Source organism: Acinetobacter haemolyticus, from assembly GCF_900406815.1.
Classification (GTDB): domain Bacteria; phylum Pseudomonadota; class Gammaproteobacteria; order Pseudomonadales; family Moraxellaceae; genus Acinetobacter; species Acinetobacter haemolyticus_A.
Genome location: NZ_OVCN01000004.1, coordinates 123,358 through 143,711 on the forward strand (window position 1 = coordinate 123,358; position 20,354 = coordinate 143,711).

Here is a 20,354-nt window from a genome sequence, read left to right on the forward strand (position 1 = left end):
ATTTCGCACTTTAGGTATAACTCCTGTCGTACCTCACGTCCTGATGCTCAAACTTATTATTTTTGTTTTGTGTTTTGGAACTTCCTGTTCCTGATGAGTTCATATTAGGTGATTTCAATTGAGCTGGATATGGGTCATTGGCTGGAATTGATGTAGGAAATAGCGTACAGGGCTAGTTTTATGCTTAGCAACAAATTTACTCAAACCTTTGTGGATATAGCTTTGTAAATGCCTTCGAATACTAGACTAATGTTAAAACATAAAAAGTCTTAAATTTGTGAGTAGATTCTCGCATTAAATAACATGGTTTCTTTTTATGATAAAAACTGTTTAACATAAATCCAAAAGAATTCAGGAATTCCAAAAAATAAAAAACCTGAAATAATGAGTAAATAAATTTTTTTAATTTTTAGATGTACTAAAATCCAAAAAACCTGAACCATATTTAGAATATTAAGTAATAAACCAAATATCAAAAAAATAATACCCCAGAAAATACCACCATTAGGAATAATACTTGTTGAAATTTCAGGATGTTTTAAGAGATAAAATCCAGAAACCATTACAGCAGAACCTATACCATAGTTTCGAACATGATCAAAAATAAATTTAAGATCTATTTCTTTACTATCAATTTCTAATAGTCGTCTAACAAAAAACTCTACTGGTTTATGTGTAGCAAGCTTATTATTCGTCATATATTCTCTCATATTGTCATTCTTAGATAGCAGAACTTTACTCTATGTTAAATTATCTTTCTTTATTTGACTGGGAAAGAATAGAGGCTGCTAATGTCTTAGTAGTGTCGCTATATTTATCACTTTTCAAAACTTGTGATGCTTTAGACTCCATATCTGCACCAGTTTGTTTACATGAATGTGATTGAGATAAAGCCGACCCCGCTAATTCCTTCTGGATAGATGAAGATGATGGATTACGTAGAATTTTTGATGCTAAAGAGCTGACTTTATCTGAAGTCTGTTTTGAATTTTTAGACATAATTAATCTCCTATGATTTAAGTCTGATCATCTTGTTTACGAATTTTTTTGTAGCGATAGCTAGCGACTTTTTCGCGATACTCTTTGAGAGATTCCGGATAGTCTTTTATGAATCCTCCCATTCTCTTTTTACCACCTTTATATTGATCATTTTCTCGCATTTTCTTGAGATCCGCTTTATAGCCACCAGATTTTGTCGCCCGAATAAAAGAAGCACCCGCTCTTATCCCTTCTTCTACAAAAAATGGTGTAGCAATATTTGTGAAAAAGTAAGATGTACCATAAGGTGATAATCTAGCCAAAGTGTTGAGAGGCAATAAAACTATCTGCCCTTTTTCCTTTTCTTCTCCAATTGGTGCATGAGGTAATTCAAAATAATCAGATTTCCACTTATTTTCTAAGTGACAGAAATAGTTTATTTTTTTATTAGATTTTTCCATGTTAATGTTTAGTTCTTTACATTTTTCTTGGGTAAATTCAATAAAATGCTTCATTCCTAAATTAATAGTTATATCTGAGATGGTATCCAACCCTAGTCCATCAACAACTAATATTAACTCTTCTAAATCTTCAATAGCACCAGACATAACTGCTTCTGATGACATTAGTGCTTCAACTAGCTTCGATGCTTTAATTTCCCCTGCGCCACGTCCTTTATAACTTTTTTTAGTCCAACCGATACCAGTACCTTTAGGTTCTGGAAAGTGACTACATAAGTCCATTGCTAGAGTCTCATTACCCTCTTTTAATGCAGTTAGCAGCGTTTCCATGAAAGCTTTAATACATTTATGGGCATTCATACAATGAACATTATTTGTCATTGCTACACTATATGGATCTAAGAAAATCTTTGTGTCTTTCTCTAAATTTAAGTTAAGGAAATCGATTGAATGCGTTCGATCAATTTTGAAGTGTTCAAGAAAGGTAGTCATTTAGGGGAGCTCCACTGCTGTTAAAACATAATATAATTTCCGGAATACCGAACTTTAGATCATTATTTAACTAATTTTCTAAATAGTCAACCGTTTTTTTATGCTACTCCGAACTTTTTTCTAGTAGAATATATAAAAAAGGAGATATCTCAAATGGCAAACTTACTTGGCGACAAAATTAGACTTCTTCGAAAAGAGAAAAAGCTTACATTAGAGGCTTTAGCTGCAAGTGCGGGCTTAAGTAAAAGCTATTTATGGGAATTAGAGAATAGAGAGTCTCAAAAGCCATCTGCGGAAAAACTATCATCATTAGCTCAAGCATTGGGTACTGATGTAGAGTTTTTTTTAGAATCAGATGAAAGAACACCTACTGAGAAAAATATAGATAATGCTTTTTTTCGTGAATATAAGAATTTGAATTCTCATGAAAAAGAGCAAATTCGCAGTATAATGGCTGTAATTAAATCATCTGGTAATAATAATGGATGAAAAACCACATCCACCTAAAATCGCTGCACGATTACTAAATATTCTTGATGTTTTCTGTAAGACAGAATGTCGGGAAAAGTTCCCGATAGATGTTGATATGCTTTCATATGAAGCAGCCAATATCTTTCAGTGGGATGATCCAATTAATGATATTTTGGAGCTAAATGTTGGAAAATTTGAAGGTGCATTATTAAAAAAAGAAGAATCTAATCAATGGGTAATGTTGTATAACCCATCTATAGAGTCGGCAGGAAGAATCTTGTTCACTAAAGCTCATGAACTGGGACATTATGTTTTACATAGATCTTTACAAGATGAATTTCAATGTGGAAATGAGGATCTTCAATCTTATAACAATGACTCTATAGAAGCAGAAGCAAATAGATTTTCATCATACCTTTTGATGCCAATAGATGATTTTAGACAGCAAATTAATATGGTTGATCTAATGCAATCCTTATCTTTTTGTGCGCAAAGGTATGGTGTTTCTTTGACTGCTGCTATTCTGAAATGGCTTGAATTTACAGAAGAAAGTGCAGTTTTTATTTATTCTAGAGATGGTTTTATGAATTGGGCATCATCTAGTAAAGTTGCAGCAAGAAATGGGGCTTACTTTAGAACCAAGTCAATGGTCATTCCTATACCCGAGAATTCTTTAGCCGGAAATAGTTTTATTACAGAAGAAAAGTCTGGCGAAAAATTGAGAGCTAGTATTTGGTTTGAGCATGCCCACAAAGATGCACATCTTACGGAATATAAGATTTTTTCAGAAAAATATGATCATGTATTAACTCTGCTCGTATTACCTAGAAACTTAGAAGTAAGGCCTCCTAAAAATTTAGATGAGATATAAGAATTTAGAAAATAAAAAAGCTCTAATGTTTAGATATTAGAGCTTTTTAACTTGTACATTTCCATCAATTCTTAAATTTACCCTCTTAGACCATTAAATCATTTAAAGTTTTTTTGGTACCCTATTATATAGCTCAAACCTTTTGTTTTAGACACTGTTTTGCAGCTAAAAATTTTATGAAAAGATACTCGATATAAGTAGCCCACTCAAATTTAAGTTTCCTTAAAACCAACATATATAAAAAAACCTTTAAAAAATCTTAAAGGACTTTTTTTAAACGTATCTCTGAATCAAACCGAATGGCCTAACCGTTCACCCATCACCACAGTCGAGTTCGCTTTAAACTGCTCTTCCCAGACCATTTTATCTTTTTCAAATAAAACCACAGCAGTTGAGCCTAGATAGAAACGACCTAACTCTGCACCTTTATCTAACTGCATTTGATGATGTTGCAATTCAACACGGCCAGTCGGTTTTACCTTACCTGTCGCAACTGTTTCAATACCTGCAACAATCATTGCACCAACCAACACCACTGCCATACGACCAAGCTCAGTGTCAAACAAACACACCATACGTTCATTACGCGCGAATAAACCCGGAACATTTTCAGCCGTGGTTTGGTTGACTGAGAACAACTCACCCGGAATATATAAAGTTTCGGTCAATGTACCTGCCAATGGCATATGCACACGATGATAATCTTTAGGTGACAAATAAACAGTTGCAAACTGCCCATCAATAAATGGTTTTGCTAACTGTGGGTCACCAATCAATTTCTCTACAGAAAAACTTTGGCCTTTGGCTTGAAAAATATCGCCCGCTTCAATTTTACCTAGCTGAGAAATCGCGCCATCCGCAGGACAAACAATACTATCAGCACGTTCATCTACACCACGTACACCATGTTTCAAAGCACGCGTGAAAAACTCATTAAATGATTTATAGTGGTTCGGATTCGCTTGTTCAGCAATACTCATATCAATGCCATATTTTGCTTTAAATGCCTGAATAACAGCAGTTTTCACCAAAACATTTTCACTTGCGGCAACTTTGCCGACCACACGGCTAAGTTGATGTTGTGGTACTAAATTTTGTGCTTTGATAAAAAGTTGTTTTTTTAAATCTGCTGTGAAACTCAAGATGGTGACTCCCCTGTAGTAATAGGACTATCGAGGCGATTGCCCCATTCACTCCACGCACCATCGTAGGCTCTCACTTGCCAATCAAGCAATCTTGCTAAAATATAAGCTAAACCTGAACGATGATGTGACTGACAATACACCACCACAGGCTGTTGTAAATTAAAGCCTAATTGCTCTAAACGTTGTTGAGTGCGTTCAAGCGGGTGTAATTTTAGATGATTTTCACGATTAAGGGCAGTACTCCATTCAAAATGCAGTGCATTTGGGATGTGACCGCCGCGTCGCGCAGCTAGACGTAGTCCAGTATATTCGTCACTACTGCGACAATCCCACAATTGAACATTGCCTCGCTCGACTTGCGTCAATAATTCTTGATATTCAATTCGGTACTGCTGTACTGCATTCAGATCAACGTGAACCAATTCCTGAACAGGGCTAATGCGCTCAACTTCAGCACTTGTGGGAAGACTAGCGCCTAACCAAGCATGAATGCCTCCATTGATCAGACTTGTTCGTGTAAAACCCAGACAATGTAAATTCCAGATTAAACGCCCAGCCCAAGCACCACCTTCATCGTCATAGACCACGACATGATGCTGAGGAGAAATATTTAATTTTTCAATTAGAATATTTAAAGCCTCAATATCAGGTAAAACCCCATTGGCTTGTTCTTGCTGGGCAACAAGATACTTCGGTTGTAGATGAATGGCATGCGGAATATGTAATTGTTCATAAACCGAGGCACGGCTTAAATCAACGACCCGAATTAGCTCATGCCCTAAATAAGGAACTAGCTGTTCAGGCTCTATCAGTAAACCAAGTTTAAAATCAATATCAGTCATTGTTATGCGCTTGTGTCATCACATCATGTTTGATTTTAACATAGCTCACTTTTTATCTTTGCCTGATTTTTTGCATTCATTTAGCAGAAAAGAAGATATAAGCTAACTCTCTTCCTCAATCTCAAACACCTGACGCAAATACGCCAAGAAGGTATCATTATCGGTCATGGTCTTACCTGGACTATCCGAAATCTTCGCCACTGACTGACGATTACACTCGACCAACTTCAACACAATATTCAGCGGTGTTTGTCCCATATCATTGGTCAAATTGGTGCCAATCCCGAAACTCACCTGAAAACGATCTTTGAAATAATGATGTAAATGCCACGCTTTCTCTAAATTCAGCCCATCGCTAAAAGTCAACATCTTGGTTTTGCTATCGATTTTTAACTTACGATAATGTGCATAGGCCTTATCGCCCCATTCATAGGGATCACCGCTATCATGCCGTAAACCATCGAACAGTTTGGCAAAATACAGGTCGAAATCCCGTAAAAATGCATCCATACCGACGACATCAGTCAGTGCAATCCCTAAGTCACCTCGGTATTCTTGTACCCATGCTTCTAAGGCTGCCTTTTGGAAATTTCGCAATCGTACATCAAGCGCTTGAAAAGCCTGTAAAAACTCGTGTGCCATCGTCCCAATTGGGCTAATGCCCAGTTCTTTGGCTAACAATACATTACTGGTACCGCGGAATACTTTCGGCGCGGCTGCATGGAAAGCCTGAACCACATGTTTTTGCCATTCAAAACTATAACGGCGACGTGTACCAAAGTCTGAAACCAAAAACGGTGGTTCATGGTCTTGTTGTTCTTGAGCATATTGTTGCAGTTGAACCAGTTTCTGCTGGAGTCGACGTTCACCCTCCTCCAACACAGCATCCGTACGGATACGGCTGAAGTACAACTCATTGACGATGGCTAAGACAAAAATCTCAAACATCATCGCCTGCACCATCGGTCCTTCAATACGGATATCCAATCGTCCTGCATCATCGATACTTGCTTGAATAAAACGGCGTTTAAGCTGGAAGAGTTCTAAATAATCCACAAAGTCGCTTTTGATAAACCGCAATGAACGTAAGTATTGCAGTTCATCTTCTTTAAACTTTAAGTCACATAGTAGATCAAGCTGATGGTTTAACTCAGGCAAAATCTCCGATAATGGATAAAGGGTGTCGTCTAAATTTCGACAACGGAATAAATAAACGCTATGAGTTTGTGGGAACTGATGGAGCACCACCTGTAACATGGTGAATTTATACAGGTCGGTGTCCAGTAATGATCGAATAATGGCAGACATAGATGATGGTTTTAACCAATTCTTTTGCATAATAGCTTTTGTTATACAACTAAATGTGTCTTATTGAATAGTAGACTTTTGCTGCACGGCTCAATTTTGACTCATGTCTCTGTTAAACTTGGCACTTCTCATTTCATCTATTATTCAAAGTTATGCGTGCATTAATTCAACGAGTCCTCGAAGCCAAGGTGGTGGTCGACGGTCAAACAACAGGTGAGATTGAAAAAGGTTTATTGGTTTTTTTGGGCTTAGGCAAAGAAGATAGCTTGGAAACAGGCCGCAAGTTAATTGATAAGATTTTGAAATACCGTGTTTTTGACGATGAAAATGGGAAAATGGGCTGGAATGTGAGCCAAGCCAAAGGAGGAATCTTATTGGTTTCCCAATTTACCCTAATGGCTCAAACGCAAAAAGGCTTACGACCTGACTTTGGACCTGCAATGCCTCCTCATGATGCCAAAGCTCTCTATGAACAATTGGTTGAGTATGCTCAACAACAATTTGAAAATATTCAAACAGGTATCTTCGCGGCAGATATGAAAGTCCATTTAATTAATGATGGTCCTGTGACCTTTCAGCTTGAAATCGAATAAATAGCGCAAAAAAAACTCCCATTCAGGGAGTTTTTTAAATCAGTTTATTTGCCTGTTTTTTCTTTAATAAATGCGCGTGCTTGACGAATTTTTTCTTTCACTGGTTTCGGTACTTTTGGTGGAATCAATTTAGCAGCTTGGTTAAACCAAACTAACAGGCTAAAGTCACCTTCCATTTTGATACTGCCATCTTGCATTCCAGTCATAAAAGCTGTTGGATCACCTTTTAATAAAGTTTTTACACCCTGCTCGCTAGATGCAAACTGTAAAATAAAATCTGCTTGTTCTGGATTACCTGCAATTGTTTCAATCTTGCCATGATTAACAAGAATTTGGCGCGCCATACCTAAATCCGTACCAATTTGAATACGGAATTCACGGTCATGAACCAACTCAATAAACTTAGGGCTAGTACGTGCCAATTGTTTCATACGTAACGCCAAACCCGCCACCAACAAATCAAGCGGATCTGTGCTCACATCAACGATAGGTAACTTAACCACTGGTAAAGAAGAAAGCTTCATGACATTTATGCCTATAGTATTATGATGAAAATTAAGACAACAGTATCCTAGCACAATTGTATATAGGACAGCCAAAGCTTTGTCACAGAATGCAACAAAGGCATGCTGAGCATGCCTTTGTTGCGATTCGAATTATTATAAATTATCGGCTAGAACATTGTTGCTGATCATCCTTATATACAGGTGTATGTTCAATATACTGACGATTTGCCAGCTGTTTTTGTGCTTGTTTGTCTTCACGTAAAAGAATAAATGTAACCGTTACCATCGCAAGGCTTAAAGCAGTCAGATAGCTATAGGCGACTGATATATCGAAGATCGTTTGTACTCCAAAACGTACGACTTCTAACAGTCCCCAGCAGAGCATACCCGCCAACATAAAACCTAACCAACGACGATAAGGAGAAAAGAAAACAGCAATAACTGCGACAGCGATTAAGCCAAATCCAACCCACATGGTGAAATTCGCTGCTTCCATAGAAACCTCCGTCTTTAAAGGGATGGTCTGTGTCTTGCGCAGACCTCTTCATAATTGTTCTGTAAATCTCAAACAGTACTACGTATTGCATTTGCGTCTTTATGCATTATGGAGGGTTTTTTTTAGAAAAAAAGAGCTTGAAATTAGCCCTACGACACAAGCTGTCGCAATATGTTTTTGTCATTACATTTTTTAAAATTACAAAAGTCCTGAATCTCTATATAGCATCAATTGCAGCGTGTCATTACAAAAAACTATCGTTATTTTTTAGCTTAAAAAAACTTTTTTTCGAATTTTTTTATCGTTGTTTTTCTATACATTTAGACATAATTATGACCAAATCTTGACGCTGCTAAAACAAACAATGCCGCTTTAAAAAAAGCGGCATGATTGAAGCATAAAATCGTTAATTAGGCGCGATTCAAATCTTTATCATGCATTCCTAATAGATACAATACACCATCTAAACCAACACTTGAGATTGCTTGATTGGCATTTTGACGTACTAAAGGTTTGGCGCGAAATGCGACCCCTAATCCTGCTATCGACAGCATTGGCAAATCATTCGCACCATCGCCTACTGCCATTGCCTGCTCTAGCGAGATCCCCATTCTTTCGGCCAATTGGCGTAACAATTCAGCTTTACGCGCACCATCAACAATCGCGCCATGAACCTCCCCTGTCACTACCCCATTTTCAACATCCAAGTAATTGGCATGTACTTCGTCGATTCCAAGTTTGTCTTGTAAATATTCAGCAAAATACTGAAACCCACCTGATAAAATTGCAGTTCTATAACCCAGAGCTTTTAAGGTCGAAATCAAACGCTCTGCCCCTTCAGTCACGGTTAAACGTTCTGCGATTTTCGGTAAAACTGAAGCATCTAAACCTTTTAACAGTGCTACACGCGCACGGAAGCTTTGTTGAAAATCAAGTTCACCTTGCATCGCGCGTTCTGTGATTTCAGCAACTTGCTCTCCCACCCCTGCCTCTAATGCGAGCTCATCAATGACTTCTTGCTCGATCAAGGTTGAATCCATATCAAAACAGACTAAACGGCGGTTACGACGGTAGGCATTATCTTCTTGTACAGCAACATCAATATTTAACTCACCTGACAAGCTTAAACACGCCGCTCTCATCGCTTGTGCATCTAGCATTTGCCCGCTTAAACCGAATTGCACACAGGCACGACGTGGGGATGGACTTTCCTCATCTAATCCCAAACGACCTGATAGACGTGTCACAGTCTCAATATTAAAGCCTTGACTCGACACAATTCGGGTGACAGCTTGCAAGTGTTCTGCAGTCAATTCAGGTGCAAGCGCAGTCACGATATAACGTGTACGTCCACCCTCACTCACCCATTGATCATATTCTGCGTTGGAGATTGGTTTAAATCGCACAGTGAGACCAATATCATGTGCTAAAATCAAAATCTCTTTCATTGCCAATGCTGTTGCAGTCTCGTTATCTGATGCCACAACGATCCCAAGGGTCAGTTGATTATGGATAACAGCCTGACCAACATCGAGTATTTGCAAAGAATGTACGGAGAGTACCTGCATTAATCGAGTAAACTGATTCGGTTGATCTGGTCCTAGAAAGGATATAAGAATGATTTCTCGCATGAATTGACTCGTGTTTGAGCGACAACTATTTTGTGTAAGAATCATAACATAACCGAACCTAAATCTATTTACCTTGGAAGTTTAACTTGAATGCGCCTCGCCAAGGGCTATTTGCTAGCCTACTGATCGTAAGTTTTGCATTGCATACCTTTTTATTGGTGATTGCAACGACCCATCAACTCAATGAAAATCGCGCCAGCCAAGGACAGTTGATGACCAGTCAGTTGGTGACCGACAGTCTTGCTGAATTAGAACCTGCCAATACGGTTTCATTGGCCTTGGTTGCCAATCGTTATGCAACCAATCCAAGTGTTGCCTCGATTCGGATTTTAGATGCAAATAAACAAGTACTTGCAACCAGTGGTATGGCAAAAACACGTCAAGGCGAAGTGTTTGTACGTGATGCGCTGCAAAATGAAAAGAAAGTCGGAACCGTTGAAATTACGTTGATTCAGCCCAGTATCGGTGAAATCTTACGGACGCAATGGTTAGCCATTTTTGCTTCTTTATTCCTTCACTTCCTGATTTGGTTAGCATATCGGGTGATCGCACGTCCAACCCGTAGTGAATATTTGACACGCATTAACCAAGAAAATCATTTGAAACATGAGATTCAACGCTTAACTCAAGCGCTTGCTTTAGAAAAGCAAAATACTGTTACTTTGGTTGCACAAGCACAACAACCGGCAAAAGCACAAAACAAATCTCGCGTTGAGAAAAAACCAAGTGAAGCTGCTCAACTCGAGGATCACAGCTTGGCTTTAAACATCCAGTTTTATGATCCAAAACAGCTATTGAATAGCGTCAATCAATCTGTTTCTGTGCCATATTTTAAACTATGCCAATTGTTCCTCGATAAAAGTATTGATCTTTCAACCAAGCATTATCAAATTGATGCCTCACAGATTCATGTGGTACAAGAATTTTGTGCGGAGGGTGCAACCTTATCGACAACCTCCGAACAACCTGAAGCACTTGAATGTTTGATGATGGTCGGTGCCGTGTTCCAATTATTGTCAGATGTCTTATACAAACGTTATCGCGAAGACAAACGTTTTGCGCTGCAAACACGTGGAGCTGTTGCGAGCGCTGTCGATGCGATGCAATTGGATGCTGTTGAGGCTGCAAAGCGTTTAACACAACATATCCATGCCAAAGAAGCCGCCTTGCATTTGAACCATGAGCAACTCAAAACCATTCAAAATCATTATGAATTGGTGGCGATGCCAAATCCAAGTAATATCATGACCCGTCATGCCTTTATGATTAATGGCATGAATGAAGAATGTGCAACCCTAGCGCAAACTTTACGGACTGAGATTCTGATGGGTAAAAAAGCCAAAGCGGCAACCGGGTCTTAATCCGTTAGGTATTTAATTGATTAAACCATACTCGTCGCCCATGCATCACAAGCTGCTGCATGGGTTTTTTATGTGCTGCGATTAGGTATGAACCTCTTGTATTTGCAGTCGCTGTGGAATATGAAATCCATTGCTCCCAAGGCTGTCGTTTGAATTGATAAAGAAGCACAGGCGAAATTTTTTAAAATGCGTTAAACTATGCCAGATTTATCGAATACTAGTGCCTGAAAAGGCAACATCAAAGGTGAAAGCGAATGCCGCTGAGTCGTGTTGAAGAGCTTGTCGCAGATATTCGTGCAGGCAAAATGGTCATCCTGATGGATGATGAAGATCGTGAAAATGAAGGTGATTTAGTTATCGCTGCTACTCATGTACGTCCTGAAGATATTAACTTCATGATTACTCATGCACGTGGTTTGGTCTGCCTAACCCTCAGCCGTGAACGCTGCAAACAACTCAATCTTCCTTTAATGGTTGATCAAAACGGTGCACAACACGCCACCAATTTCACGCTCTCTATTGAAGCAGCAGAAGGCATTAGCACGGGTATTTCTGCGGCTGAACGTGCGCATACTATTCATGCAGCGGTTGCAGCACATGCCAAACCAAGTGATATCGTCCAGCCTGGGCATATTTTCCCATTGATGGCACAACCAGGTGGTGTATTACATCGTGCAGGACATACCGAAGCAGGCTGTGATCTTGCGCGCCTTGCAGGTCTAGAACCAGCCTCTGTCATCTGTGAAATTATCAATGATGACGGTACCATGGCACGTCGTGCGGATTTGGAAATTTTCGCTGAAAAACATGGTTTAAAGATTGGAACCATTGCAGATCTTATTCATTATCGCATGACCAACGAACAAACCGTAGAACGTTTATCTCAAGAGACCATTGAGACAGAATACGGTACATTCGAATTATATAAATATCGCGAAATTGGTGACCCTGACATTCATTTGGCATTGGTCAAGGGTGAACCAAAAGAAGGCGTGACCACCGTGCGTGTACATGGCTTCAATCCTGTACGTGACTTGTTAAAACTCAAAAAAGCAGATGGTTCATCCGCATGGAATCTTGATCTTGCCATGAAGACCATTGCAGCAAGTGAACGTGGCGTACTGGTTTGGATTGGTCAAGACCATTTAGAAGATGTGGGTCATGCGATCCATCATCTCAATCAACCAAAACCATTGAAATCAAATGCGGCTTTATCGCAGCAATATCAAACCATTGGTGTAGGTGCACAAATTTTACGTGATCTAGGTGTGGAAAAAATGAAACTGCTCAGCTCACCGCTGCGTTTCAATGCCTTATCAGGATTTAATTTAGAGGTAGTGGAATATATCACTGCCGATCAAATCACAGCAAAATAATCGAGGTTGCTATGGCAATTCGCCGAATTGAAGGTTTATTACATCTCGCAAGCGAAGGTCGTTATGCGATCTTAGTGGGTCGTTTCAACAGCTTCGTAGTTGAACATTTACTTGAAGGTGCAATCGACACCCTAAAACGTCATGGTGTTGCAGAAGATGCAATTACCGTGATTCATGCACCAGGCGCATGGGAACTTCCTATCGTTGCGAAAAAACTTGCTGCATCGAATAAATTTGATGCCATCATCGCTTTAGGCGCAGTGATTCGTGGTAGTACACCACATTTTGATTTTGTTGCAGGCGAATGTGCGAAAGGTTTGGGTGTGGTTGCACTTGAAAGCACAATGCCTGTCATCAATGGTGTCTTAACAACCGACAGTATTGAACAAGCAATCGAACGCTCTGGTACGAAAGCAGGAAACAAAGGTAGCGAAGCTGCATTGACTGCAATCGAAATGGTTAACTTATTAAAGGCAATTTAAAGCATGTCGCAAACACTTCAGGCCGCTTATGCAGCGAAACGCAAAGCACGTCGTTTTGCTGTACAAGGGATTTATGAATGGCAAATGAGTCAAAATCCTGTTCATGAAATTGAAGCACGTACCCGTGTAGAAAATGCCATGCACAAAGTTGACCTTAACTATTACCATGAATTGCTCACTCAAGTGGTTGCTCAACATGAAGCTTTAGATGAGTTACTCATTCCTGTACTTGACCGTGAGTTATCTGCACTGGATGGTGTAGAGCTTGCAACGTTACGACTAGGTGCATATGAATTAAGAGATCACCTCGAAGTTCCGTACCGAGTAGTACTTGATGAAGCAATTGAGCTAGCAAAACACTTTGGTGGTGCAGACAGTCATAAATATATCAATGGTGTATTAGACCGTCTTTCATCAAAGCTTCGTGAAGCTGAAAAACAACAAGCAAAATAATAGGCTTGTGTACTATGGCTGAGTTTTCAATTATTGACCAATACTTTAAACGCCCATCAAACGCTGATGTGAGTTTAGGAATTGGTGATGACTCAGCCATTGTTACCCCTCCTCCCGCACAACAACTGGTGATCTGTACAGACACATTAGTTGCTGGCCGACATTTCCCTTTAGATACTTCTGCCCATGCAATTGGCTGGAAAAGTGTTGCAGTCAATTTATCCGACCTCGCAGCCATGGGTGCAAAACCCCATAGTATTTTACTGGCGTTGAGCCTACCTGAAGTTGATCAGGATTGGTTAGCAGGTTTCAGTCAGGGATTGTTTGAATGCTGCGATCAGTTCGGTGTCTCTTTAATTGGTGGTGATACCACCCAAAGCACACAACTCACGATTAGTGTCACTGCGCTTGGTTGGATTGAACAAGGTCAAGCCGTTACACGGGCTGGTGCACAAGTGGGTGATTATATTTGTGTCAGTGGACAAGTGGGAGATGCTGCATTTGGATTACAGCATTTAGGGCATCCCTTACAGCAACGTTTAGACTATCCAACGCCGCGTTGTCTATTAGGGCAGCAACTCAAGGGATTGGCATCAAGTATGATTGATGTTTCAGATGGGCTTGCGCAAGATTTGGGACATATTTTAAAAGCATCGAATAAAGGTGCCATATTACAGCTGGACCAACTTCCAATAGATGAATCACTAAAATCGCTTGAAATGCAAAAAACTTGGCATTATGCGCTGGCAGGCGGTGATGATTACGAATTATGCTTTACAATATCACCGCAAAACTATGAAAAACTATTGCGACAATCTTTAGATGTTCCGCTTACAATAATCGGCGAAATTACCCAACAAACTGGATTGTTATTTAAGTACATGGGTGAAACTTACCCATTACATGTTCATGGATACCAACACTTTGCATAAACCACCCATACACTTTAATCAAATGACTTGGTTTGATCGTTTCATCGTTTTCTGCGGTGTCGGTTTTGGTTCTGGTTTAGCGCCTAAAGCACCCGGTACTTTTGGTTCTGCATTTGCTTTACTTTTTATTCCAATTTGGCTGCAACTGGGCTTCGGCGCAACTATTGTAGCTGTAATTCTTATGTCTTTGATTGGTATTTATATTTGTGGACATACCGCAAAAGTAATCAACGTGCACGATGACGGAAGAATTGTCTGGGATGAATTTGCGGGGCAATCTATCGCGCTTTTACCCTTGTTATATGTACAGCAAATGAATGGGTTATGGATCCTTGTTGGTTTTATATTATTCCGTATCTTTGATGTCTGGAAACCCTTTCCAATCAGTTGGGCCGATCAGAAAGTTTCTGGTGGTTTAGGGATCATGCTCGACGATATTATCGCTGGGCTATGGGCAGCACTTTGTATTTGGATGATTCATTTTTATTTTTTAACTTAAACAATTGATACTAGAGTTAGGCATGTCAACAACAGTTATTATTCTTGCTGCAGGGAAAGGAACGCGAATGCGTTCACAACGACCAAAAGTATTACAACCTCTCGCTGGTCGTCCCTTACTCGGCCATGTGATTCAAACTGCTAAAAAACTCAATGCACAAAATATTATTACCATTTATGGGCATGGCGGAGAGCTAGTTAAACAAAGTTTTGCTGAAGAACACATTGAATGGGTTGAACAAGCCGAACAACTGGGCACAGGTCATGCGGTTCAGATGACACTGCCTGTATTACCACAAGAGGGTATTTCTTTAATTCTGTATGGTGACGTGCCTTTAGTTCGCCAAAGTACCCTTGAACAACTGCTTGAAGTATCAACTGAATCTGGGATTGGCATGATCACACTCGATGTGGACAATCCTACAGGCTATGGTCGTATTGTGCGCCAAGCTGGCAAGATTCAGGCGATCGTTGAACATAAAGATGCCAACGAAGAGCAACGCCAAATCCATGAAATCAATACAGGTATTTACTGTGTAAGTAACACCAAATTACATGAATGGTTACCGAAACTTTCAAATAACAATGTGCAAGGTGAATATTACCTGACTGATATTGTGGCAATGGCAGTTGCTGACGGTCTAGAAATCGCGTCTATTCAACCTGAATTAGAATTTGAAGTTGAAGGCGTCAATGACCGTTTACAATTGGCGACTTTAGAGCGCCAGTTCCAACTTCAACAAGCCAAAGAGTTGATGCAACAAGGCGTACATCTCATTGACCCAAATCGTTTTGATCTTCGCGGTAGTTTAACTTGCGGTCAGGACGTTCAAATTGATGTCAACGTGATCATTGAGGGGGATTGTGAGCTGGGTGATAACGTTCAAATCGGTGCGGGTTGTATTTTAAAAAATACCCGTATTGCTGCTGGCACCAAAGTTCAAGCCTATAGCATTTTTGAAAACGCTGTGGTGGGTGAAAATACCCAGATTGGTCCTTTTGCACGCTTACGTCCAGGTGCAAACCTAGCCAACGAAGTACATATTGGTAACTTTGTTGAAGTGAAGAATTCCAATATTGGTCAAGGCTCTAAAGCTAATCATTTTACTTATTTAGGTGATGCGGACATCGGTGCAGATTGTAATATCGGTGCGGGTACCATTACCTGTAATTATGACGGTGCAAACAAGCACAGAACCATTATTGAAGATCATGTTTTTATTGGGACAAACAACTCATTGGTTGCACCGATCAAAATTGGTCACGGTGCAACAACTGGTGCGGGCTCGACGCTGACTCGCGATGTGACTGAGCATAGTTTAGCTGTCGAACGATCTAAGCAGTTTGAAAAAGCAAATTATCAACGTCCCCAAAAGCTGAAAAAATAAGAGGATAATTATATGTGTGGTATTGTTGGTGGCGTAGCAGAGCGTTGTGTAACCGATATCCTGATTGAAGGACTCAAACGACTAGAATATCGCGGCTATGATTCCGCAGGTCTAGCATTATTAAATAATCAAAAAATCCTCCGTGAGCGTCGTGTTGGTAAAGTCGCAAATTTAGATGAAGCTGTTTCAGAACAAAAGCTAACAGGTCACATCGGGATTGCACATACCCGCTGGGCGACACACGGAAAACCAACCGAAAATAATGCTCATCCTCATATCTCAGGCAATGTGGCTGTCGTTCACAATGGTATTATTGAGAACTATCAAGAACTCAAAGATGCATTACAAGCGCAAGGCTATGTATTTACGTCACAAACAGATACTGAAGTGGTCGCACACCTTGTAAATGATGCGCTCAAGAACACAGATAGCTTACTTGAGGCAGTCCAACAAGTTGTTCCACAGCTTAAAGGTGCGTATGCACTTGGTATTATTCATACTGAACATCCAGATGAGTTGATTACTGTGCGTGAGGGTTCACCTCTAGTGATTGGTGTGGGTATCGGTGAAAACTTTATTAGCTCTGATCAATTGGCATTACTTCCTGTCACGAACCGCTTCGTATATTTAGAAGAAGGTGATATTGCTCGTTTAACCCGTACCAGCATTGAAGTATTTGTGAATGGTGAACGTGTTGAACGTCCAGTGAAAGAACTGGATGCAACGGTAAGCAATGCCTCAAAAGGTGAATATAAGCATTTCATGCTTAAGGAAATCTATGAGCAACCTGAAGCAATTCAACAAACCATTTCCCAGGCGCTCAATGGCAATACGCTACGTAATGACTTCCTCAGCCATGCGGATGCTGATTTTAGTAAGATCCAGCAAGTACAAATCATTGCTTGTGGTACCAGTTATCACGCGGGCATGATTGCCAAATATTGGTTTGAACAATTAATCGGAGTTTCTTGTCAAATCGAGATTGCAAGTGAGTTCCGCTATCGCAATCCTGTGATTGTGGCCAATACACTGTATATCTGTATTTCTCAATCAGGTGAAACAGCGGATACCTTAGCTGCATTGCGTGAAGTTCAAAAACGTGCAAAAGCACAAGAGATTTACATTAGCACGATGACCATCTGTAACGTGGCAACCTCATCCATGGTGCGTGAAACAGATCATCATCTACTGACTTTGGCAGGTCCCGAAATCGGAGTTGCGTCAACCAAAGCATTTACCACGCAGTTAGCGGCATTAATGCTTTTGATTCTGAAGATCGGTCAAGTCAAACAACAAATTGCGGAAACTCAATTAACCGAGATTATCAGTGGATTGTGGCATTGCCCTAAAGTCATTTTAGATACTTTACAATGCGATACCGACATTCTACGTTTATCTACGCTATTCGTTGAGAAAAACCACTGTCTATTCTTGGGTCGTGGAACACATTTCCCAATCGCATTAGAGGGTGCCTTAAAACTTAAAGAAATTTCCTATATCCATGCGGAAGGCTATGCAGCTGGTGAATTAAAGCACGGCCCATTGGCATTGGTAGATAACGAAATGCCAGTGGTCATTTTAGCGCCTCAAGATCAGATGTTGGATAAATTGAAATCTAATATGGAAGAAGTTCAAGCACGTGGTGGTGAACTGTTTGTATTTGCAGATCAAAATAGTGGTGTGCAGGCAAAAGATCGCCAACATGTGGTTCATATTCCAACCGTTTGCGAATGGTTAGCACCAATTGTTTATAGTATTCCAGTGCAATTATTGTCTTATCATGTTGCGGTTTTACGTGGGACTGATGTTGATCAACCACGGAACCTTGCCAAGAGTGTAACTGTAGAATAATCAAATAAATAAAAGGAGGTTAAATACCTCCTTTTATTTTATCAATACTGCCCAGCTTTTAAGCCACATAGCGTGTGGTTTTATGATTCAGTAAAATAATCGAATTTAAGATCACTACACCCAAAATTGAAATTAAAATTAAATGCCATTCTACAAAAAATAAAGACGTTAATAAGATAGCAACATCTATTCCCATTTGTACCTTTCCAGCAGGCAACTGAAAGCGCTCTTGCAAATACAGCACCAACAAATTAATTCCACCTAAACTAGAACGATGTCTAAATAGAATCAAAAAACTGACACCCATCAACACATTCGCAAAAACGGTTGCATAGAGCGGATGTACAGTCGAAAGCTGCACAAAGTGAGGAATAGTTTCAGTAAAACCTGCCAGTAAAGCGACTGCGATAAAGGTCTTGACCACCAAAGCAAGTCCCATTTTTTTATAGGCAAAATAATAAAAAGGGATATTAATCAAGAAAAATAAAATACCGAACTGAACATCAGTAATGTAATGAATTAACAATGATAAACCCGCAGTTCCACCTGTCATGATTCCTGCTTGTTTTAACAAGATCATGGCAAAAGAAAGAATAAATGTGCCAATTAACATCGCAAGTGCATCTTCTATCTTGGAATGTTGCTCAACCACAGGCGTGACGGCACTTACCAAAGATATATTTTGCTCGGTATTCATACAGGAAAAACTCAATAGGAGAACAACACAGGGAGAGAAATCTTTCAAAGAAAGATGTGGCATATTTGATCATTTTTATTTAATTTGCGCAATTTATTCTTATATTTTTATCATAAATGCAATTTATTTTCATAATAATAGATTAGGTATGTACTGCCCCATTTTAATGCAATGAGGTTTGTTCCACATATCAAGTATTTCTATTTCATTTTTTTATGCCCTCATTTCGTGGCAATACCATTCTCTTTAAGTTTTTCTAAGACAATCGAGGTGTTTAAATTACTCACACCAAAGTCACTTGAAGATAGTGTCCCGATCAGTTTGACCATCTCATCCAGATTTCGAACTGCAACTTTAAGTGCGAAGTCATAACTGCCTGTTAATTTATGAATATCTTTAACTGCAGGCTCGTGTAAAAGGAAATCAACAAATCGGTCATGGGTTGCATCATTATAATTCTGCAACTTCACTTCAATAATTCCCATGATAGGTGTCGGATCGGCACTCAAAGCAACCTGAGCATAATAACCAGTAATAATTTTTTTCTGTTCAAGTTGAATACGGCGACGTGAGCATTGAGAGGTAGATAATCCCACCAATTCAGCTAACTCTTGATTAGCCAAACGTCCATTTAACTGTAAATGATGAATAATTTTTCGGTCAAATTCATCCAGCTCTTCAATCATAAAATTCTCAATTTTCAAATCTAGATAGGCATGGGGGTAAAGTGTATAGGCGATATTCAACACTTCTCAAAAGTTTAACCTTTTGAGCCTAGTTGTCACGAGTTTCCGTGAAAATCAAATTCGACTGAACCCGAATAATGCCGTTGGCTAACATTTGCTGCCATGCTTGTGATAAAGAACCATTCAAATCAATCGCCTTACAAGCATCTTCAATCACATAGGTTTTAAAGCCCAAATCCGCAGCATCAATCGCTGTCCACGCCACGCAAAAATCTGTAGCAATTCCAACAATATATACCGTATCGATCTGATGTTCTTTGAGGTAACCATTCAATCCTGTCGGTGTTTGACGATCTGCTTCCATAAATGCAGAGTAACTATCAATATGCTGATGAAAACCTTTTCGAATGATCAACTGTGCTGTTGGGATCTGAAGGTCAGAATGAAATTCAGCATCATGTGTCCCTTGAACACAATGTTTGGGCCACAACACTTGAGTCCCATAACTCAATTCAATCGTCTCAAAGGGTTGCTTGTTTTGATGATTATCTGCAAAAGAAATATGCTGATCTGGATGCCAATCTTGCGTCAGTACCACATGTTCAAACTTAGGCGCAAGTTGATTAATCAAGGGAATAATTTGATCCGCATCGGCAACCGCTAGGTTTCCGCCAGGTGTGAAGCCATTTTGGACATCTACCACAATCAATGCAGCATTTTTCAATAACGTTGATGTTTGATGACTCACCCTCAGCTCCTTACGTGAATTGTAACCCTGCTTATAGATCAGACTACACCGATCATCGCATTGATCATAACGAAATTCGTGGAAAGAT

At 39.6% G+C, this 20,354-nt stretch carries 23 protein-coding genes; 11 read left to right on the forward strand and 12 right to left on the reverse strand.

The window, feature by feature from the left end; all coding sequences use genetic code 11:
• Positions 1-314: 314 nt before the first annotated feature.
• The 3 genes from DK207_RS04095 to DK207_RS04105 are packed head-to-tail and all read right to left on the reverse strand — an operon-like array spanning position 315 to position 1,931.
• On the reverse strand, positions 315-698 hold the full coding sequence (locus DK207_RS04095; RefSeq protein WP_109440087.1) for a hypothetical protein: 384 nt from the start codon (positions 696-698) through the stop codon (positions 315-317).
• A gap of 52 nt (positions 699-750) precedes the next feature.
• On the reverse strand, positions 751-999 hold the full coding sequence (locus DK207_RS04100; protein ID WP_109440088.1) for a hypothetical protein: 249 nt from the start codon (positions 997-999) through the stop codon (positions 751-753).
• Positions 1,000-1,016: 17 nt separating this feature from the next.
• Positions 1,017-1,931 (reverse strand): hypothetical protein, encoded by a 915-nt coding sequence (locus DK207_RS04105; protein ID WP_109440089.1) that lies wholly within the window; start codon positions 1,929-1,931, stop codon positions 1,017-1,019.
• Between the two features lie 153 nt (positions 1,932-2,084).
• On the opposite strand from DK207_RS04105, the gene DK207_RS04110 reads away from it, so the two are divergent.
• The gene (locus tag DK207_RS04110) at positions 2,085-2,420 is read left to right on the forward strand and encodes a helix-turn-helix domain-containing protein (protein WP_076755222.1); all 336 of its coding nucleotides are present in this window, start codon (positions 2,085-2,087) and stop codon (positions 2,418-2,420) included.
• Complete coding sequence (locus tag DK207_RS04115) at positions 2,413-3,273, forward strand: ImmA/IrrE family metallo-endopeptidase (protein ID WP_109440090.1); 861 nt, start codon at positions 2,413-2,415, stop codon at positions 3,271-3,273. Before DK207_RS04110 ends, DK207_RS04115 begins: the two co-directional genes overlap by 8 nt.
• Before the next feature lie 290 nt (positions 3,274-3,563).
• On the opposite strand, the gene asd is transcribed toward DK207_RS04115, so the two are convergent.
• From asd to pncB, 3 genes are all read right to left on the reverse strand, one after another.
• Positions 3,564-4,415: an archaetidylserine decarboxylase gene (asd, locus tag DK207_RS04120; protein ID WP_109440091.1), complete on the reverse strand. Its 852-nt coding sequence runs from the start codon at positions 4,413-4,415 to the stop codon at positions 3,564-3,566.
• Complete coding sequence (locus tag DK207_RS04125) at positions 4,412-5,260, reverse strand: sulfurtransferase (RefSeq protein ID WP_109440092.1); 849 nt, start codon at positions 5,258-5,260, stop codon at positions 4,412-4,414. The genes asd and DK207_RS04125 overlap by 4 nt, the downstream gene beginning before the upstream one ends.
• A 102-nt stretch (positions 5,261-5,362) precedes the next feature.
• Complete coding sequence (pncB, locus tag DK207_RS04130; protein ID WP_109440093.1) at positions 5,363-6,568, reverse strand: nicotinate phosphoribosyltransferase; 1,206 nt, start codon at positions 6,566-6,568, stop codon at positions 5,363-5,365.
• A 152-nt stretch (positions 6,569-6,720) separates the two neighbouring features.
• Between pncB and dtd the strand changes: the two genes are divergently transcribed.
• A complete protein-coding gene (gene dtd / locus DK207_RS04135; protein WP_109440094.1) occupies positions 6,721-7,161 on the forward strand; it encodes a D-aminoacyl-tRNA deacylase in 441 nt (146 codons plus the stop codon).
• A gap of 44 nt (positions 7,162-7,205) precedes the next feature.
• Here the strand turns inward: dtd and DK207_RS04140 are convergent, their stop codons facing one another.
• From DK207_RS04140 to serB, 3 genes are all read right to left on the reverse strand, one after another.
• On the reverse strand, positions 7,206-7,685 hold the full coding sequence (locus DK207_RS04140) for an SCP-2 sterol transfer family protein (protein WP_109440095.1): 480 nt from the start codon (positions 7,683-7,685) through the stop codon (positions 7,206-7,208).
• Positions 7,686-7,827: 142 nt separating this feature from the next.
• Positions 7,828-8,163 (reverse strand): ciprofloxacin tolerance protein AciT, encoded by a 336-nt coding sequence (gene aciT, locus DK207_RS04145; RefSeq protein WP_004637201.1) that lies wholly within the window; start codon positions 8,161-8,163, stop codon positions 7,828-7,830.
• A gap of 410 nt (positions 8,164-8,573) precedes the next feature.
• On the reverse strand, positions 8,574-9,794 hold the full coding sequence (gene serB / locus DK207_RS04150; protein WP_109440140.1) for a phosphoserine phosphatase SerB: 1,221 nt from the start codon (positions 9,792-9,794) through the stop codon (positions 8,574-8,576).
• A gap of 86 nt (positions 9,795-9,880) precedes the next feature.
• On the opposite strand from serB, the gene DK207_RS04155 reads away from it, so the two are divergent.
• The 8 genes from DK207_RS04155 (at position 9,881) to glmS (ending at position 18,135) form a co-directional block, all read left to right on the forward strand.
• On the forward strand, positions 9,881-11,155 hold the full coding sequence (locus tag DK207_RS04155; RefSeq protein WP_109440096.1) for a hypothetical protein: 1,275 nt from the start codon (positions 9,881-9,883) through the stop codon (positions 11,153-11,155).
• A gap of 254 nt (positions 11,156-11,409) precedes the next feature.
• Positions 11,410-12,531: a bifunctional 3,4-dihydroxy-2-butanone-4-phosphate synthase/GTP cyclohydrolase II gene (ribBA, locus tag DK207_RS04160; protein ID WP_109440097.1), complete on the forward strand. Its 1,122-nt coding sequence runs from the start codon at positions 11,410-11,412 to the stop codon at positions 12,529-12,531.
• A gap of 11 nt (positions 12,532-12,542) precedes the next feature.
• Entirely contained in the window at positions 12,543-13,013 is a 471-nt protein-coding gene (gene ribE / locus DK207_RS04165) for a 6,7-dimethyl-8-ribityllumazine synthase (RefSeq protein ID WP_004637206.1), read from the forward strand.
• Between the two features lie 3 nt (positions 13,014-13,016).
• Positions 13,017-13,466 (forward strand): transcription antitermination factor NusB, encoded by a 450-nt coding sequence (gene nusB / locus DK207_RS04170; RefSeq protein ID WP_004679125.1) that lies wholly within the window; start codon positions 13,017-13,019, stop codon positions 13,464-13,466.
• Between the two features lie 14 nt (positions 13,467-13,480).
• Positions 13,481-14,398 carry a thiamine-phosphate kinase gene (gene thiL / locus DK207_RS04175; RefSeq protein ID WP_109440098.1) on the forward strand — a complete coding sequence of 306 codons (918 nt, stop codon included), beginning with the start codon at positions 13,481-13,483 and terminating at the stop codon, positions 14,396-14,398.
• Positions 14,376-14,897, forward strand: a complete 522-nt coding sequence (locus tag DK207_RS04180; RefSeq protein WP_109440099.1) for a phosphatidylglycerophosphatase A — start codon at positions 14,376-14,378, stop codon at positions 14,895-14,897. Before thiL ends, DK207_RS04180 begins: the two co-directional genes overlap by 23 nt.
• A 22-nt stretch (positions 14,898-14,919) precedes the next feature.
• Positions 14,920-16,284: a bifunctional UDP-N-acetylglucosamine diphosphorylase/glucosamine-1-phosphate N-acetyltransferase GlmU gene (glmU, locus tag DK207_RS04185; RefSeq protein ID WP_109440100.1), complete on the forward strand. Its 1,365-nt coding sequence runs from the start codon at positions 14,920-14,922 to the stop codon at positions 16,282-16,284.
• 12 nt (positions 16,285-16,296) lie between these two features.
• A complete protein-coding gene (gene glmS, locus DK207_RS04190) occupies positions 16,297-18,135 on the forward strand; it encodes a glutamine--fructose-6-phosphate transaminase (isomerizing) (RefSeq protein WP_109440101.1) in 1,839 nt (612 codons plus the stop codon).
• Positions 18,136-18,193: 58 nt separating this feature from the next.
• Here the strand turns inward: glmS and DK207_RS04195 are convergent, their stop codons facing one another.
• The 3 genes from DK207_RS04195 to pncA form a co-directional block, all read right to left on the reverse strand.
• Positions 18,194-18,832: a YitT family protein gene (locus DK207_RS04195; RefSeq protein WP_109440102.1), complete on the reverse strand. Its 639-nt coding sequence runs from the start codon at positions 18,830-18,832 to the stop codon at positions 18,194-18,196.
• A gap of 221 nt (positions 18,833-19,053) precedes the next feature.
• Entirely contained in the window at positions 19,054-19,518 is a 465-nt protein-coding gene (locus tag DK207_RS04200) for an Lrp/AsnC family transcriptional regulator (RefSeq protein ID WP_109440103.1), read from the reverse strand.
• Between the two features lie 88 nt (positions 19,519-19,606).
• A complete protein-coding gene (gene pncA, locus DK207_RS04205; RefSeq protein WP_109440104.1) occupies positions 19,607-20,266 on the reverse strand; it encodes a bifunctional nicotinamidase/pyrazinamidase in 660 nt (219 codons plus the stop codon).
• Positions 20,267-20,354: the final 88 nt, after the last annotated feature.